The 14,739-nt window shown below is 69.5% G+C and carries 13 protein-coding genes and 1 pseudogene; 7 read left to right on the top strand and 7 right to left on the bottom strand.

Annotated features, from left to right (window positions below; all coding sequences use genetic code 11):
- Position 1: 1 nt before the first annotated feature.
- Positions 2 to 1,564, bottom strand: a complete 1,563-nt coding sequence (locus ACFY0T_RS31485) for a S8 family serine peptidase (protein WP_388877960.1) — start codon at positions 1,562 to 1,564, stop codon at positions 2 to 4.
- Positions 1,565 to 1,799: 235 nt separating this feature from the next.
- Here ACFY0T_RS31485 and ACFY0T_RS31480 point away from each other — a divergent pair, with 235 nt between their 5' ends.
- The gene (locus ACFY0T_RS31480) at positions 1,800 to 2,906 is read left to right on the top strand and encodes a pyridoxal-phosphate dependent enzyme (protein WP_388877957.1); all 1,107 of its coding nucleotides are present in this window, start codon (positions 1,800 to 1,802) and stop codon (positions 2,904 to 2,906) included.
- A gap of 143 nt (positions 2,907 to 3,049) precedes the next feature.
- Here the strand turns inward: ACFY0T_RS31480 and ACFY0T_RS31475 are convergent, their stop codons facing one another.
- Positions 3,050 to 3,490, bottom strand: coding sequence for a MarR family winged helix-turn-helix transcriptional regulator (locus ACFY0T_RS31475; protein WP_388877955.1), 441 nt, complete (start codon positions 3,488 to 3,490; stop codon positions 3,050 to 3,052).
- Between the two features lie 230 nt (positions 3,491 to 3,720).
- On the opposite strand from ACFY0T_RS31475, the gene ACFY0T_RS31470 reads away from it, so the two are divergent.
- Positions 3,721 to 4,704, top strand: a complete 984-nt coding sequence (locus tag ACFY0T_RS31470) for an SMP-30/gluconolactonase/LRE family protein (protein WP_388877952.1) — start codon at positions 3,721 to 3,723, stop codon at positions 4,702 to 4,704.
- Positions 4,705 to 4,711: 7 nt separating this feature from the next.
- Here ACFY0T_RS31470 and ACFY0T_RS31465 read toward each other — a convergent pair whose 3' ends face one another.
- A complete protein-coding gene (locus ACFY0T_RS31465; RefSeq protein ID WP_388877950.1) occupies positions 4,712 to 7,168 on the bottom strand; it encodes an SNF2-related protein in 2,457 nt (818 codons plus the stop codon).
- A 123-nt stretch (positions 7,169 to 7,291) separates the two neighbouring features.
- On the opposite strand from ACFY0T_RS31465, the gene ACFY0T_RS31460 reads away from it, so the two are divergent.
- Positions 7,292 to 7,741 (top strand): SRPBCC family protein, encoded by a 450-nt coding sequence (locus tag ACFY0T_RS31460; protein ID WP_388877948.1) that lies wholly within the window; start codon positions 7,292 to 7,294, stop codon positions 7,739 to 7,741.
- A gap of 68 nt (positions 7,742 to 7,809) precedes the next feature.
- Entirely contained in the window at positions 7,810 to 8,274 is a 465-nt protein-coding gene (locus ACFY0T_RS31455; RefSeq protein ID WP_388877946.1) for an LLM class flavin-dependent oxidoreductase, read from the top strand.
- A gap of 338 nt (positions 8,275 to 8,612) precedes the next feature.
- Here the strand turns inward: ACFY0T_RS31455 and ACFY0T_RS31450 are convergent, their stop codons facing one another.
- The 4 genes from ACFY0T_RS31450 to ACFY0T_RS31435 form a co-directional block, all read right to left on the bottom strand.
- Entirely contained in the window at positions 8,613 to 10,052 is a 1,440-nt protein-coding gene (locus ACFY0T_RS31450) for an ATP-binding protein (protein WP_388877943.1), read from the bottom strand.
- A gap of 286 nt (positions 10,053 to 10,338) precedes the next feature.
- Complete coding sequence (locus ACFY0T_RS31445) at positions 10,339 to 11,460, bottom strand: FAD-dependent oxidoreductase (protein ID WP_388877940.1); 1,122 nt, start codon at positions 11,458 to 11,460, stop codon at positions 10,339 to 10,341.
- A complete protein-coding gene (locus tag ACFY0T_RS31440) occupies positions 11,457 to 11,981 on the bottom strand; it encodes a hypothetical protein (RefSeq protein ID WP_388877937.1) in 525 nt (174 codons plus the stop codon). The genes ACFY0T_RS31445 and ACFY0T_RS31440 overlap by 4 nt, the downstream gene beginning before the upstream one ends.
- Positions 11,978 to 12,949: a Clp protease N-terminal domain-containing protein gene (locus tag ACFY0T_RS31435; protein WP_388877934.1), complete on the bottom strand. Its 972-nt coding sequence runs from the start codon at positions 12,947 to 12,949 to the stop codon at positions 11,978 to 11,980. The genes ACFY0T_RS31440 and ACFY0T_RS31435 overlap by 4 nt, the downstream gene beginning before the upstream one ends.
- 68 nt (positions 12,950 to 13,017) lie before the next feature.
- Here ACFY0T_RS31435 and ACFY0T_RS31430 point away from each other — a divergent pair, with 68 nt between their 5' ends.
- The 3 genes and pseudogenes from ACFY0T_RS31430 (at position 13,018) to ACFY0T_RS31420 (ending at position 14,659) form a co-directional block, all read left to right on the top strand.
- A complete protein-coding gene (locus ACFY0T_RS31430; RefSeq protein ID WP_336114730.1) occupies positions 13,018 to 13,377 on the top strand; it encodes an excisionase in 360 nt (119 codons plus the stop codon).
- Between the two features lie 246 nt (positions 13,378 to 13,623).
- Positions 13,624 to 13,860: pseudogene (locus ACFY0T_RS31425) on the top strand (IS5/IS1182 family transposase); the annotation flags it as partial.
- Positions 13,861 to 14,077: 217 nt separating this feature from the next.
- Positions 14,078 to 14,659, top strand: a complete 582-nt coding sequence (locus ACFY0T_RS31420; RefSeq protein WP_388877931.1) for a Uma2 family endonuclease — start codon at positions 14,078 to 14,080, stop codon at positions 14,657 to 14,659.
- Positions 14,660 to 14,739: the final 80 nt, after the last annotated feature.

Genomic DNA, 14,739 nt, shown 5'->3' with positions numbered 1-14,739 from the left:
GTCAGAACTGCAGCGCCCAGGAGTCGATCTTCCCGGTGTCGAGCGCCGCGTTGTCGCTCACGCGCAGCTTCCATGTGCCGCCTGCGACCTCGGAGGAGGCGTTCACGGTGTACGTGGTGTTGATGTTGTCGCTGCTTCCGCCGGTGCCGTACGCCTTCAGCGTGTACGCCGAACCGTCGGGGGCGATCAGTTGCACCTGCAGATCACCGATGTAGGTGTGAACGATGTTCACAGGCACACTCAGTGACGACGGCGCGTTCCCGGAAACACCGCTGACGGTGATCGGCGACTCCACCGTGGAGTTGTCGTTGATCGCGTAGTCCGCGGTGTTCTCGAAACGCGGTCCGGGCGGGGTGACCGTACCGGCGCCGACCTGGAGCAGCCGGTTGGGCGAGCCGGTGCCGGGGTTGGTGACGACACCGGTCGAGGCGGCGGCGACCAGGCCCGAGGCGACCTGGGCGGGCGTGGAGCCGGGGTGGTCGGCCAGATAGACCGCCGCGGCGCCGGTCACGTGCGGCGTCGCCATCGACGTACCGGAGATCGTGTTCGTCGCCGTGTCGCTGGTGTTCCACGAGGACGTGATCGAGGAGCCCGGAGCGAAGATGTCCAGGATGGAGCCGTAGTTGGAGTAGCTGGCGCGGGCGTCGCTCGACGTGGTCGCGCCGACCGTGATGGCCTCGCTGACGCGCGCGGGCGAGTAGTTGGAGGCGTTGGCGCTGTCGTTGCCGGCCGCGACGGCGAAGGTGACGCCGGAGGAGATGGCGTTGCGGACGGCCGTGTCGAGGGCGCTGTCCGCGCCGCCGCCGAGCGACATGTTGGCGACGGAGGGGCCGCTGTGGTTCTGGGTGACCCAGTCGATGCCCGCGACGACCTGGGCGGTCGTCCCCGAGCCCGAGTTGTTGAGCACGCGGACGCCGACGATCTTCGCCTTCTTGGCGACGCCGTAGGAGTTCCCGGCGACGGTGCCCGCGACATGCGTGCCGTGGCCGTTGCCGTCCTGCGCGGTGTTGTCGTTGTCGACGGCGTCGTAGCCGTACGAGGCCCGGCCGCCGAAGTCGCTGTGCGTGATGCGTACGCCGGTGTCGATGATGTACGCGGTCACGCCCTGCCCGGCCGAGTCCGGGTAGGTGTACTTGCTGTCCAGCGGCAGGTTCTTCTGGTCGATGCGGTCCAGGCCCCAGGAGGGCGGGTTGGTCTGGGTCGCGTCGATGTGGAAGGTGCGGTTCTGGACGACGGAGGCGACGGCGGGGTCGGCGGCGAACCGCTTCGCCTCGGCCGCGGTGGCCTCGATCGCGTAGCCGTTCAGCGCCTTGACGTACGTACGCTCGATCGTGGCGCCGTACTCCTTGGCGAGGGCCTTGCCCCGGGCCGACGTCGCCTTCGCGACGTGCGCGTCGAGGGTCACGATGTAGCTGTTCGCGACCGCGTTGGACGCGTCGGCGTACTGGATGTGGCCTTCGCGCTCCGGCGCGGCGCCGGCTGGGACGGCGGAGACGATGCCGAGAACGAGGGCCGCGGTTCCTATGCCGGCCAGTCTTCGCCGGGTGTGACGCATCACTGCCATCTGAGGATCCTCTTCATCGGTGGTGCGCTGGTGGGGGTGGTGCACGAACCGATTGGTGCATGGCGCGCAAGCAGATGCGGACAGGGTCATGTCAATCCGCTGTGCGAACCCTGTGTGTCAGCCGAAAGATTGGGGCTTCCGAAGGAATTGCACAAGGGCCCTGCAGGGACGTAACACAGGTGCCATATGCCAGTCATGACACAACATCACCAAGCAACGCATCTAACCTGCGGTCATGACCCCCTTGCCGGATTCCTTCTGCCCGACGGACGGCACGCGCGTCCCCGCCGGCTCGCTCGCCTGGTGCTGTCCGGTCTGCCGTGGCCCGCTCGATCTGGACTTCGCACCGACACCCGCGCCGCTCAAGTCCCTTGCGGGGCGGGTGAATTCGCTGTGGCGGTATGCGGAGTGCCTGCCGCTGGCCAACCCCACGGTCAGCCTGGGCGAGGGCCGCACCCCGCTCGTCCCCCTCCGCGACGGCATCTCCGCGAAGCTCGACTTCCTCATGCCGACGCTGTCGTTCAAGGACCGCGGGGCGGTGCTGCTGGCCGAGCTGGCGCTGCGGCTGGGGCCGCGGCAGGTGATCGCGGACAGCAGCGGCAACGCGGGGACGGCGATCGCCGCGTACTGCGCGCGGGCCGCGCTGCCGTGCACGGTGTACGTCCCCGAGGGCACCTCCCCGAAGAAGCTGGAGCAGATCGAGGCGCACGGGACGCGATTGCATGTGGTCGAGGGCGACCGTGAGGCGGCGGCGCTGGCCGCACGTTCGGCCGCGGACGAGGAGGGGGTGTTCTACGCCTCGCACGTCTTCAACCCGTACTTCCTGCACGGTACGAAGACCTACGTCCATGAACTCTGGGAGGACCTCGGCGGACGCCTCCCCGATGTCATCGTCGTCCCCGTCGGCAATGGCACGCTGCTCCTCGGCGCCGCGCTCGCCGTCGCGGAGCTGCACGCCGCGGGGCTCATCGACCGGCGGCCCGCGCTGTACGCCGTCCAGTCCGCGGCGGTCGCTCCGCTGGCCGCCGCCTGGTCCGAGGGCGCGGACGACCTCGTCGGCGTGACGCCCATGGCCCCGACCTTCGCCGAGGGCATCGCGATCCCCCGTCCGCCGCGGGCCCGGCAGATCCTGCGGGCGGTCCGGGAGTCCGGGGGCGCCTTCCTGACGGTGACGGAGGATCAGATCCGGCACGCGCAGATGGACTTGGCTTCGCGTGGGCTGTACGTGGAGTCCACGGGGGTGGCCTGTTGGGCGGCCGTTCGGGAGGGGGTGCTGGGGGAGCGCTCGGGGGTGGTGCCGTTGTGCGGGGCGGGGGCGAAGACGGGGCTGGCGCGGGCGTAGGGTTTTCCGCCCGCGCAGTTCCCCGCGCCCCTTCAGGGGCGCGGGGAACTGCGCGACAAACCCCCACCCACCCGCAGCCGAAAGGCTGGTAAGGGGCGGAGGGGGCGAAAGGAACCACCCCCACCCCCGACGACGTACCGCCGCTAGGGCCGTTCCTTCTCAAGGAGTTCGACGCATCGCCCCAGCAGCCCCACCAGCGCGTCCCGCTCCTCGTCCGTGAACTCGGCCGCCAGAGCGCGCTCGACCCGTACGGCACGGGCGTCCGCGTCGGCCATGACGGCGCGGCCCTCGTCGGTGAGCCGGGTCTCCAGGACGTTCTTGTGCCACTCGTGCGGGGTGCGCTCGATGAGTCCGCGGTCCTGGAGGTTCTTCAGGACCGTGTTCATGGTCGGGGGCGTGACCACGCAGAGGCGGGCCAGGGCGGCGGCCGAAATGCCGGGGTTCGCGCTGAGGTGGAGCAGCGCCGCGTACTGGGCGACGGTCACACCCGCCGGCTTGAGGACCGCGGTCTTGGTCGCGTTGAGAGCCTGCTCGGCCCGCTTGAGATGGGAGCCGAGGCGCTCGGAGGCGGGCATGGACGTCATCTCCGCATGGTAGCGGCGCACGGTATGAGCGATACGACGATGCACCCTCATGCATGCGTAAATATATTGACGATGATTAGAGCTCTAATCTAGATTCGTGCTCGTTGCTCTTCCCTGTGGAAGCTCCATGGGAGCTCCCGTGGAAGTTCCCGTGGGACCTCCCGTGGAAGGCGTGGGAGCTCCCACGGACGCTCTTGTGGAATCCGAGAAGCCGACCGAGAGGCACCGTCGTGTCCCGTGCGATTCAGCGCCGCACCTTCCTGACCGCCGCCGCCCTGACCGTCGCGGCGACCGCCGTGGGCGCACCGCCCGCGACCGCCGCACCCCGTATCTCCACCGCCGTCGAACTGCCCGGCGACCGCGTCTACCCGGAGGGCATCGCGGTGGACCCGCGTACGGGCGACCTGTACGTGGGCTCGTACACCACCGGCGCCGTCTACCGGGCGACGCCCGGCCGCCGTACGGCCGAGGTCTTCCTGCCCGCGGGCACGGACGGCCGGACCACCGCCAACGGTCTGAAGGTCGACCGGGCGGGCCGCCTGTGGGTGACCGACTCGACCTCCGGGGTGGACGTCTACGACCTGCGCACCCGTGCCCTGCTGGCCCGCTTCGACGCACCTGGCGACGCGCCGCGCTTCGTCAACGATCTGGCGATCACGGCGGACGGCAGCGCGTATCTGACGGACAGCGTGCGGGAGGTCGTCTACCGGGTGACACCGGCGGAGCTGGCGCGGGCGACGGCTCACGGTGGCCGCGCCGCGCTCACCACCGCCTACGACTTCAGCCGTGTCGTCGCCCCGCACCCGTCCGGTACGTACACCCTGAACGGGATCGTCGCCGGGGACCGCTGCCTGTTCACCGTCGACATGACCGGGGGCGACCTCTACCGGATCGACCTCCCCACCGGCGACATACGCCAAGTCGCCCTGTTCGGTGGCGACTTGGTGAACAGTGACGGACTGGAGCTGGTCGGCGGCACGCTGTGGGCCACCCTCAACAGGACCAACACGGTCACCCGTTGGCGTCTGTCGGCCGACGGCACCGCGGCCCGTCTGGAGCGGAGCGTCACCGACGCCGCGCTCCAGATCCCGACGACGCTTGTCCGCCACGGCGGCCGCACTCTCGTCGTCCGCTCGCAGTTCGACAAGGGCGGGCCGATGGGGCCGGGCACTCCCGAGACGCCGTTCACGGTGGCCTGGGTGCACGGGATCTGACGCGCGCTCAGCCCTGTGCGGCCAGCCGCTGCTGCTCCTCCTCCACGATGCGGCGGGCCAGCCCGTCGTCCGAAACGTCGACCGCGTCCGGGCTCGCCTCCGCCATGTCGCTGCGGCGGGCGTAGGCGTCGAAGAGCCGGTCCTTGTTCCGCAGGATGCGCAGCAGCCGGTCGTCCACGCTGTCCGCGGCGAGGAGGCGGTGCACCTGGACCGTGCGGACCTGGCCCATGCGGTGGGCGCGGGCCACGGCCTGGTGCTCCAGGGTCGGTTTGACCTGGGGCTCGCACAGGACGACCACGGATGCCGCCTGCAGATTGAGGCCGACGCCGCCGGCCTCGATCTGGCAGAGCAGCACCGCGTGCCCGTCGGCCGCCGCGAACTCGTCGACGAGACGCTGGCGGCGGGCGGCGGGCACGTCCCCCGATATTGGCCCGAACACACCCTTGCTCAGGGCCCGTCGGGCCGGACCGCCCAAGGCCTCCTGGACGGTGGCGAGCACCTCGCGGAAGTACGAGAACACGACCACCTTCAGTCCGTTCTCGGCCGCCTCGGAGACCAGTTCGCGCAGCCGCTGGAGCTTGGCGGACTTCTCCGCGTCGGCGTAGGCGGCCCTGCGCATCGCCATGAAGTTCCCGGCCGCGACCGCCTTACGGTAGGCCTCCTGGTCGGCCGCGCTGAACTCCTCCCACTCGTCGACCTGGAGCAGTGCGGGCAGTTCGGTGAGGACGTCCCGCTGGTTGCGGCGCAGATAGGCCGGGGCGACGGACTTGCGGAACGCGTGCGGGCCGGCCGCCGCGCTGCTGTTCTGGATCTGCGGCAGCAGCTCGGGGCGGAGGTAGCGGACGAGGCTGCGGAACTCCTCGACGCGGTTCTCCATCGGCGTACCCGTGAGGAACAGGACGCGGTCGCAGCCGTCGGTCCAGGCCGCGACGGCCTTGGAGCGGCGGGCATCCGGATTCTTCACGTAGTGCGCCTCGTCGACGACGAGCATCCCGGGCCACGTCCCGTCGGGGGTCCCCGGCTTCGCGCCACCATCGCGCGTCCGCGGCTTCGCGCCACCGTCGGAGATTCCCGGCTTCGCGCCGCCGCCGTCGGAGGTCCCCCGCTTCGTGCCATTCGTCGCGACCGGGCCGCTCCCTACTGACATGACCTGGCCGCTTCCGACCGGCGTGATCGTGCCGCCGCTTCCGACCGACATGACCGGGCCGCCGTTTCCGACCGACATGACCGGGCCGCCACTTCCGACCGACATGACCGGGCCACCGTTTCCGTTCGGCGTGGGCAGACTGTGCAGCACGTCGTACGTCGTGATCGCGACGCCGCCGCGCTCGCGCCACTCGGCGTACGCGTCGTGCCGGTCGGCGCCGTGCACCGGCAGGGCCCGCAGGGTGCTGCGGGCGCGGATCTCGCGGGTCCAGTTGATCAGCACGCTGGCCGGGCACACCACCAGGAAGTGGCTGTGCCCCTCCCCCGCGAGGTGGGCGAGCACCGCGATGGCCTGCACGGTCTTGCCGAGCCCCATCTCGTCGCCGAGCACGACCCGGCGCTGGGCCAGCACGAATCGGGCGCCGAAGGACTGGTAGCCGCGCAGCGAGACCCGGCGGTGGGTGTCGTCGAGGGCCTGCCCGTGGACCCGCTCGGCGACCTGCGACGGCAGGAAGCCCTCCGCGGCCTCGACGTCCGCCGTGTGCTCGGAGATCTCGGCGAGCTGGCTGTAGTACTCCGTGGAGCGCAGCTCGAAGTCGACCCAGGCCTCGATGTCGGAGGCCGGTTCACGCAGCAGGTCCGTGGCGGCCTGCACGAGCAGCAGTCGTACGTCCCGGGCGGCGGCGTCGGCCGTCAGCTCGCGGATCCCGGCGACCGCCGCGAACGCGCTCTGCCGGCGGCGCCGCCCGGTGAACGCCAGGCGCAGCCGTCCGGCGGCCGGACGGGCCTCCGGCAACAGCGTGCCAAGCCGCTCGTCGAGCTGTTGGGCGGCATCGACCGCCCGCCGCAGCTCGGGCCCCGCCTCGACGAGCCTGCGCAGCGCGACGACCAGGGCGGTGGTGCGGGGCTCCGGATGGTCCACGTCCATGCGCACGGAGACCGTGTCCTCGACCGCCCTGGCGATCTGGCGCGCGGCGGCGAGCGCCTGGTCGGCGGTCTGGGCACCGACCCCCGGGATCTGCCGCAGCTCGTAGCGGCTCGTCTCGTACACCGCGCGCACCGAGGCGAGCCCGGCCGCCTCGACGGCCCCGAGGCGCAACCGCCCCTCTGTGACGTCCTTCAGCCGGGCGACGGGGATGGACTCCAGCTCCCTGGCGACGAGTTCGGCCCGGAGCGGATCCAATGCCGTACGCACCGCTTCGAGGGCGCGGGTGTGATCGGCGAGCACCGTCCGTGCGGCCTCGTGCAGCCGCGCGGCTTCCGCGAGCAGGGCCCGCGCCCTGCGCCCGACGAACGGTTCGTCGCTGACACCCGCCATGACACCCCTCATGTGCCGTCCGTACCGATGCGCGCATCCTTCCACGCGGCGCTGACAGTCGACGGCGGTGGGATCATGGGGTCAGGAGCTCATAAAGGGAATAAAGACAATAAAGGAGGCGAAATGTCTGCCATCAAGGAGAGCGTAGACATCTCTCGCCGCCCCGAGGACATCTACTCGTACGTGACCGACCCCTCCCACCTCATGGAATGGCAGGAGAGCGTCGTATCCGTACGGCCGCTCGGGGAGGCTCCGATGAGCGTGGGGTCCCGCGTGGTCGTGACCCGGCGCATCGGTAACCGAGAGTTCCCGATGACCATGGAAGTCACCGACATCGACCCTCCGCACAGCTGGCACCTGCGGAGCGTCGGCGGGCCCGTCAGGAGCGAGGTCCAGGGCACGATCGAGGCGCTCGGCGACGGCGAGCGGTCGCGTCTGACGATCGACCTCGACTTCGAGGGCCACGGCATGGGCAAGCTGCTGGTGCCGCTGGTCGTCCGCCGCATGGCACGGAAGGAGATGCCGAGGGACGAGCAGAAGCTCAAGGAGCTTCTGGAGAGCGGTGTCGCGTAGGCCTCGGACACACAGCGCAGTCTGCCGAACCGCCCTGCTCCGCCGCCGGCCCGGCCGGTGACGTCGCTGTGTCGGCGCTCTCCGGCGGCCGCATCGTGCTCGGCATGGGCGCGGGCGGGCTGTGGGACCGGATCTCCGCCATGGGCGTGCCGCGGCTCTCCCCGAGCGAAGCCGTGAACGCCTTCGAGGAGGCCATCGTCCTGGTCAAGACGCTGTCGGGCGGCGGTCCACCGGTCACCTATCGCGGCCGCCACTACCAGGTGGACCAGATCGAGCCGGCCCCTGTGGCCGCGCTCCCGGTGTGGACCGGATCGGTCGGCCGGAAATCCCTGGCCGCCACCGGCCGGGTTGCCGACGGCTGGCTCCCCGGCCACGCGGCGGACCGGCTCAGCGAGCGATACCGGGACTCGCGGCCGGTCATCGACGAAGCGGCGGGCGTGGACCGCGATCCGCGCGAGATCCGCACAGCAGGTCTCTGCCGACCAAAAATGCCGCCCGACCCGCTTCGCCGCAGGTCGGACAGCCTTCCGTAAGATCGACCAGACGTTGAAGCGGAATGTCTACGGTAGAGCTCCCACCTGCGGCGATAAGGATCTTCCGGAGGCCATCCCAGCACGGTCCCAGCATGGGAGCGCCATCCCAGCACCATGATCGGGTCTCAATCCGCATCAGCCGACCGCTTGCGGGCTACCCCTCCACTGAGATCGTGATGGCCCGGGCACCGGAGCGGGCCGATCCGGCCGAGGGAGACCTCATCGCCGCGCGCAACTCGCAAGGTGCGAGTAGGAGCGCACTGCTGACACAGCGTGAACCTCAAGCAACTCCGTAATTCCAGGGGCACTCGCGAGGTGAGAGACCTCAGGCTCCGCGGCTATCGGGGCTGCCACGCCCGTACGAGGTCCTCCGGTCCCCAGTGCGCGGTCAGTGGCAGGTCATCAGCCACCCCGCAGCGGGAGACCGCGACCAGCGGAGTGTCCGGGGCGATACCGGGGACAGCGAGCATGTCGCGTACCAAGGCGTCGTACTCATGACGGCCGAAGGGCTGGGTCTCCAGCCACTTGACCGACCCGACGAAGTGCACCTGCCGGGCCACCGGCTCGCGGTCCGCGCCAATGAGATCGATCTCGGGGTTGTTCTGACGGTTCCACCAACCGCCGATGGCCTCGGTCTCGGGCCACTCGTCATTGGGCATCAGACGCAGCAAGGAGTCGCGGATCAGTGGCTCGATCGCTCGCCCGCGCCAAGTGGTCCATGACCGCTCGATGCGTTCCAGTGCCAAGTCACCGCGGCCACGCTCGATGAGTGGGATCGCGCGTGCCAGGAAGGCCAGCCAGAACCGCAGATACGGGTCGGCGATCCGGTAGCGCTTGTTCTTGCTGTCCGGCTTGACGGACAGGGGGAGATCAGCAGCCAGGACTCGCTTGGCCTGCAGCATGGCCAGCAGCGGGGAGAGCGTGCCGGACGGCAGCGCGCTGGCGCCGCCGGCCTGGGCTGCGATCGCGCTGAACGTGCGCTCACCGCTGCCAACCGCTTCCAGTACGGCCCGTGAGTGTGAAGCCTCGGGGAATTCGCCCAGCAGGGACAGCTCGCCGGCCACCAGCAGGGGCGAGAGAGGATTGGCGACCGAAGCCTGCAAGAAGGCCGTGCGTCCCATACCCGGCCGCCATGACTGCACGATCTCGGGGAATCCTCCAGTGATCAACTGGGCGTCGACGGCCCCGGCGGCGTCGAGCTCGGTCATGGCCTGTACGTCGGCCAGGTTCAGGGGACGGACGGTCATTTTCGCTGCTCGGCCGAAGAACGGGCGCCCGTACGACTGCAGCGCCTCCATCACCGATGTATCGCTGCCAACCAGCAGCAGAAGCACGGGCTTGGAAGACAGGTGACGGTCCCAGACAGTTTGGAGTGCGCCCTCGAATTCCTGATCCTGCTCGACCAGCCAGGGCACCTCGTCAATCACCGCGATGCTGGGCGAGTCATCGGGTACCGCGAGCGCCAGCGAGCGCAGGGCCTGGTTCCAGTCCTGCGCCTGGAGGCCGGCGACTAGCTCGACCCCCGGCAGTAGCGACTGCGCGAGGGCCGCGGCAAAGTCGGCGCGCTCAGTCACAGGGTTACGCCCCCGGGTGGCCTGGAACACCACGTACGGCGCTCCCGAGCGGTCGCAGAACTCCTGCACCAGTCGCGACTTCCCCACTCGGCGCCGGCCCGTCATGATCACAGCCCGCCCTCGAGTGGCTCCAACACCCTCTGCCACTGTCCGGTACTGCTCGGCCAGCAGTTCAAGATCTCCGACCCGACCTTGGAACTCCACGACACGCGCTCCCAGGCGATTAACGTAGATAGATTATTACGTAGATTGAATCTTACTTCACCTCACGCGGCCTAGTGGATGGAGGACAGAGGCGGGTCCACGCGGACGAACCTCACACACAACGAGCATCGCGGCTGATCAGAAGCCGCCTGTGGAACCGCGGCCGAAAAATGCCCCGGTCACTGAGACCCATGTCGCGTGACGTCCCGTGAGGCAACCGAGGGACCCGAACCGCGGGTGATCGCGCTGGCTGGGCGGCCGGTTGCCTGGTCGTATTCGGTTACCTTCAGCCCGGTTGGAAGAATGCGAGCATTTTCTGGCCGGCGTCCGGCGACGTCAGGATTTCCTGGACGTGCGCGGACTGCCGGCCTGCAGCGCTGGTGCGTTCGAACATCTCGCGTTCGTATTCTTTGACGGCGGCGGGGAAGTCGTTCGGGTGCGCGACCAGCGCGAGGCCGAGCAGGGCGCCGTCGAGCAGCGCCATGTTGGCGCCCTGCCCCACCGGCGGCATCAGGTGCGCGGCGTCGCCGAGCAGCGTGACGTCTGGCGTCGACGGCCAGGTCAGGCCGACCGGGAGAGTGGTGATCGACCGCGGCAGGACCGTGTCGTCGCAGGCTGCGATCAGTGCGGTGAACCGTGAGTCCCAGCCGGTGAACAGGTCGATCAGCCGCACCCGGGCGGCGGCTGGGTCGCCGAACGGGATCCCACTGGTCGCGAACCAGTCCTCGGCGGTGTTGTAGAAGCTGAGGTAGATGCGTACGCGGCCGTCGCCGTTCCGCTGCGCCGACAGGGATTGTCCGTTCCCGAGCACCCAGTAGTTGCCGCGCCCAACCATCGCCGCGAGGTCGGGGTGGGTACGGTCGATGTCGGGAATACCGAGCTCAACGACGTTTTGGCCGGTGTGCGCCGGTCGGGCGTCGGTGAGCAGCGCGCGGACCCGGGAGTCCGCGCCGTCGGCGCCGTCGGCGCCGACCAGCAGGTCATACGTCGCACTGCTGCCGTCGGCGAAGTGCAGCAGGCCATTGTCGGCGAATTCGAACGCGCGCCCCCAGCGCACCGCGTGTTCGGGGAGAGAGTCCAGCAGCAGGTTGCGCAGATCGGCACGGTCGACCTCAGGTCGCTCGAGCGGGGCGTCGTCGGGCGTATCCTCCTGCAGCAGGGTGCCGTCCGGCTGGAGAAGTCGCAGGTCCTGGCCTTCACGACGGGCAATCGCGTGGAACTGGTCGATCAGGCCGGCCTCGCGCATCGCCCGCTGCCCGGTCCCGGAGTGCAGATCAAGCATGCCGCCCTGACCGCGCGCGCCGCGCGACGATTCCCGTTCGTACACGACGGCGTCGATGCCGTTCATGTGCAGCACACGGGCAAGGGCCAGGCCGCCCAGTCCGGCTCCGACGATGGTGATGGTCATGGTTGCCTCCGATTCGCCGTATTGCCTGCTCGCGGGAGATCGACCCGTGGTGCGCGGGCCACTACCGGCGGGGCGCCGAACGCGATCCCGCACTCGCCGATCGCCTCGGCCGGGAACCTGGTCAGCCGACCGGCCTCGGCCGACTCGGCGACCAGTTCGTTCAGCCGGGCGGTGAGCCGCTCGGCAAGCCGGCGGGAGTGGGCGAACACGATCGTCGACCGATGTTTGCCGACCAGCGCGAGAATCCGCTGCTCGACATTCGGCGAGACGGACGACCGCCGCTCCGGTCCCGCCGCCGAGCCGGACACCTCGCCGGTGCACTCCCCGTGCATGGCCATGTCCGCGACCGGGACTTCCACTCGCAGCCGGACCGATTCCCGGTTCGCCGGCCGCACGATCTTGACCGGCAGTTCGCCGGCGAGGAAGGTGCTCACCTCCTCGACCGGCCGGACCGTCGCGGACAGGCCGATCCGCTGTGCCGGTTTGCCAAGCTGCGCGTCCAGCCGGGCAAGCCGGTTCACCGGCGGAGCCGGGGCGCAAGCACCGTGCGCACGACCTTGGCCACGTTGCTCGCGGCGGATCCGCCCTCGTCTTCGGGTTCCGGTTCCAGCACGCGCTGGATCTGCAGCAGCAGCTGGTTGGTCGACCGCCAGAGCGGGACGAACAGGCCGGCCACCGGCCCGACGCCCTGGATCGGACCGTCGGACAGCTCGGTGACCTTCTTGGCGACCGTGACCGTTGTCGGGTCCCGCAGGATCAGGTGCACCTCATCGTCGACCAGCCGGATTTCCATCTTGCGCGCGGCGGCCTCCTCCGGGTTCGCGTCCGTGGTCGTCTCCGGATCCAGTTCGTCGATCTTGGCGGCGACCGCGTCCGGGTCGACCCCGAGTTCGCGCAGCACCCTGGCCGCCATGCTGTTCTCCGCCCGCAGCATCGCCTCAAGCAGGTGATGGCTGCCGACCGGTGCGCCACCGGCCAGCGCGCTGGCGGCGGACACGGTGTCCTCGGTGGCCGGTGTGCCGGCCGGCCATGGGCCGGCCGCGACGTCCTGCGATCCCTCCAATGACGCCAGCACCGCGGCACGGATCTTGCTGATCGGATTGATCCGCTCGGCAAGCACCTTCGCGCCGACGCCCTCACCTTCCCTGACCAGGGCGAGCAGGATGTGTTCCGTACCGATGTAGGTGTGGTGCAGCTGCTGCGCCTCGCGCAGGGCGAGGTCCAGCGTCTTCTTCGCGCTCGGCGCGAACGGGATATGGCCGCTCAGCTCCTGCGTGCCGGGCTTGACCACCGCGGCGATATCGACCTGCGCCGTCTCCTTGTCGTACCCGAGCTGGTACAGAACTTTCGCCGCCATGCTGTCCGGCGCGTCGAGCAGCCCCAACAGGATGTGCTCCGTGCCGATGTAGTTGTGCTTGAGCAGCCTCGCCTCCTCCTGAGCCGTGACGACCACCTTGCGGGCTTTCACCGTGAACCTTTCAAATGGCATGGCTCCATGGTCTCAACCATGTCAATACGATGTTATTGATAGGGTCACCGTGCTGAAGGGAGGGTGTGATGGAGACACCGTCGGACTGGGAGGACCGGCTCGCGCGCTGGCAGAACGAGCTGGAGCTGTTCGAGCAGCTGGACGAGACACCCTGGGTCACGCTGGCCAAGGCGGAAGCCGAGACCGGCGTTTCCCGCTCAGCCCTGCGGTCCTGGTACCGCAATGGCGAGATCCAGTCCCGGCTGGTGGACGGCCCGAACGGGCCGCAGCGCCTGGTCCGGCTGGACGCGGTGATCGAGCGCGCCGCCGCGTCACCGCGCATTCAGCGCAGGGCGGAACGGGAAGTCAGCCTGGAAGCCCAGGTCACCCTGCTACGGCACCGGGTTGACCAGCTTGAGCTGCGACTGGCCGCGCTGGAGCGGAAGTGACCGGCGCGAGCAGCACCGTGCCATCGGCCCGGAACGGTGCCACCGTCGCCGGATCCGCCTGCTCATCCACGACCAGGGTGTATGGCCGGTCCAGCGGCGCCCAGTAGGGGAACGGGACGGCGCACCGAGCTTGGAGTGGTCGGCCGGCACCACCGCGGTCCGTGCCGCGTACAGCATCACGTGGGTACGTCCTCGCTGTCGCCAAGGGAATGCCGGCCTCCAGGGACAGAGCCGCTCCAATGACGGCCCCTTCTCCTCCACCAGGTTCGTGCTGCATGTCCCGATTACGTCCTGCTGAATGGGACTCTCGCCGAGTGCGACCGGATCGGCGACAGCCGCGCCGGTTACTCCCACAAACACCGCCGGCAGGGGGTGAACGTGCAGGTGATGACCGACCCGGCCGGGCGGCTGCTGTGGATTTCCCTGGGCCTCGCTCTCGAGGCCGCTGAATCCACCAGGCATCACCTGCCGCTTGTACTTTGTCATGGCGTTTGCCCAGGTAAGCGACGTGGTGGACTGCAGAGACTGCACCTGAACGCCGATGACAGCGCTCCCACCTGCGGAAACGTGTTCTCGGGGAACCAAGTCAGCACAGCATCGGCACCGGTGGGAGACACGAGCCTTCCTGACGGCCGGGAAGGGCGGTCGCACCGTTGACGATCTCGTGGCCCCGGCCTCGCCGGATCGCTACGTTCGAGCCATGACCGCACTGCCCGACTGGATGCGCCCGCCGCGCGCGGAAGGCTGGTTCGCGGAGGACTTGGACCGCCTCCCCGAGGCACCGCGCCACACCGAGCTGATCGACGGAGCCCTCGTCTTCATGCTGTCGCCCCAGCGGTCCTGGCACGGTCGCCTTGTCACCTCCCTCACCACCACACTGATGGCCACCGCGCCCGCCGGTTTCGAGGTCGAACGGGAGATGACGATCCGCCTCGACGAGCGGAACCGGCCGGAGCCGGATCTGCTCGTGACGACCGCGCCGTACGACCCGGACCGCACGTGGTACGCGCCGGAAGAGGTCCGGCTCGTCGTCGAGGTCGTCTCACCGGAATCCGCCCACCGCGACCGCACGGTGAAGCTGCACAAGTGCGCAGAGGCCAAGATCCCGCACTATTGGTGCGTCGAGGAAGAGGACGGCGCCCCTGTCGTGCACGCCTACGAACTCGACGAACCGACTGGCCTCTACGCGCCCGCGGGCATTTTCCGGGGCCCCCTCAAGCGCCCTGTGCCTTTCGAGATCAGCCTGGATCTCGACAAGCTCACCCCTCCGAGGCGCACCTAGGAGTCAGCACCAAGTCAGCACGGGAAGGCAGAAGGGGCCGGGCTCGCCAAAGCCCGGCCCCTTCTGACCCGCGCACTTGA

The organism is Streptomyces sp. NPDC001530, from assembly GCF_042894545.1.
In the GTDB taxonomy this organism is placed as follows: domain Bacteria; phylum Actinomycetota; class Actinomycetes; order Streptomycetales; family Streptomycetaceae; genus Streptomyces.
This window is presented reverse-complemented; position numbering and strand designations above follow the sequence as displayed.

What these genes read in the sequence shown, in the direction of transcription:
- ACFY0T_RS31485 (WP_388877960.1), bottom strand. Translation starts at nt 1,564, where the DNA reads ATGGCAGTGATGCGTCACACCCGGCGAAGACTGGCCGGCATAGGAACC.
- ACFY0T_RS31480 (WP_388877957.1), top strand. Translation starts at nt 1,800, where the DNA reads ATGACCCCCTTGCCGGATTCCTTCTGCCCGACGGACGGCACGCGCGTC.
- ACFY0T_RS31475 (WP_388877955.1), bottom strand. Translation starts at nt 3,490, where the DNA reads ATGACGTCCATGCCCGCCTCCGAGCGCCTCGGCTCCCATCTCAAGCGG.
- ACFY0T_RS31465 (WP_388877950.1), bottom strand. Translation starts at nt 7,168, where the DNA reads ATGGCGGGTGTCAGCGACGAACCGTTCGTCGGGCGCAGGGCGCGGGCC.
- ACFY0T_RS31460 (WP_388877948.1), top strand. Translation starts at nt 7,292, where the DNA reads ATGTCTGCCATCAAGGAGAGCGTAGACATCTCTCGCCGCCCCGAGGAC.
- ACFY0T_RS31445 (WP_388877940.1), bottom strand. Translation starts at nt 11,460, where the DNA reads ATGACCATCACCATCGTCGGAGCCGGACTGGGCGGCCTGGCCCTTGCC.
- ACFY0T_RS31435 (WP_388877934.1), bottom strand. Translation starts at nt 12,949, where the DNA reads ATGCCATTTGAAAGGTTCACGGTGAAAGCCCGCAAGGTGGTCGTCACG.
- ACFY0T_RS31430 (WP_336114730.1), top strand. Translation starts at nt 13,018, where the DNA reads ATGGAGACACCGTCGGACTGGGAGGACCGGCTCGCGCGCTGGCAGAAC.
- ACFY0T_RS31420 (WP_388877931.1), top strand. Translation starts at nt 14,078, where the DNA reads ATGACCGCACTGCCCGACTGGATGCGCCCGCCGCGCGCGGAAGGCTGG.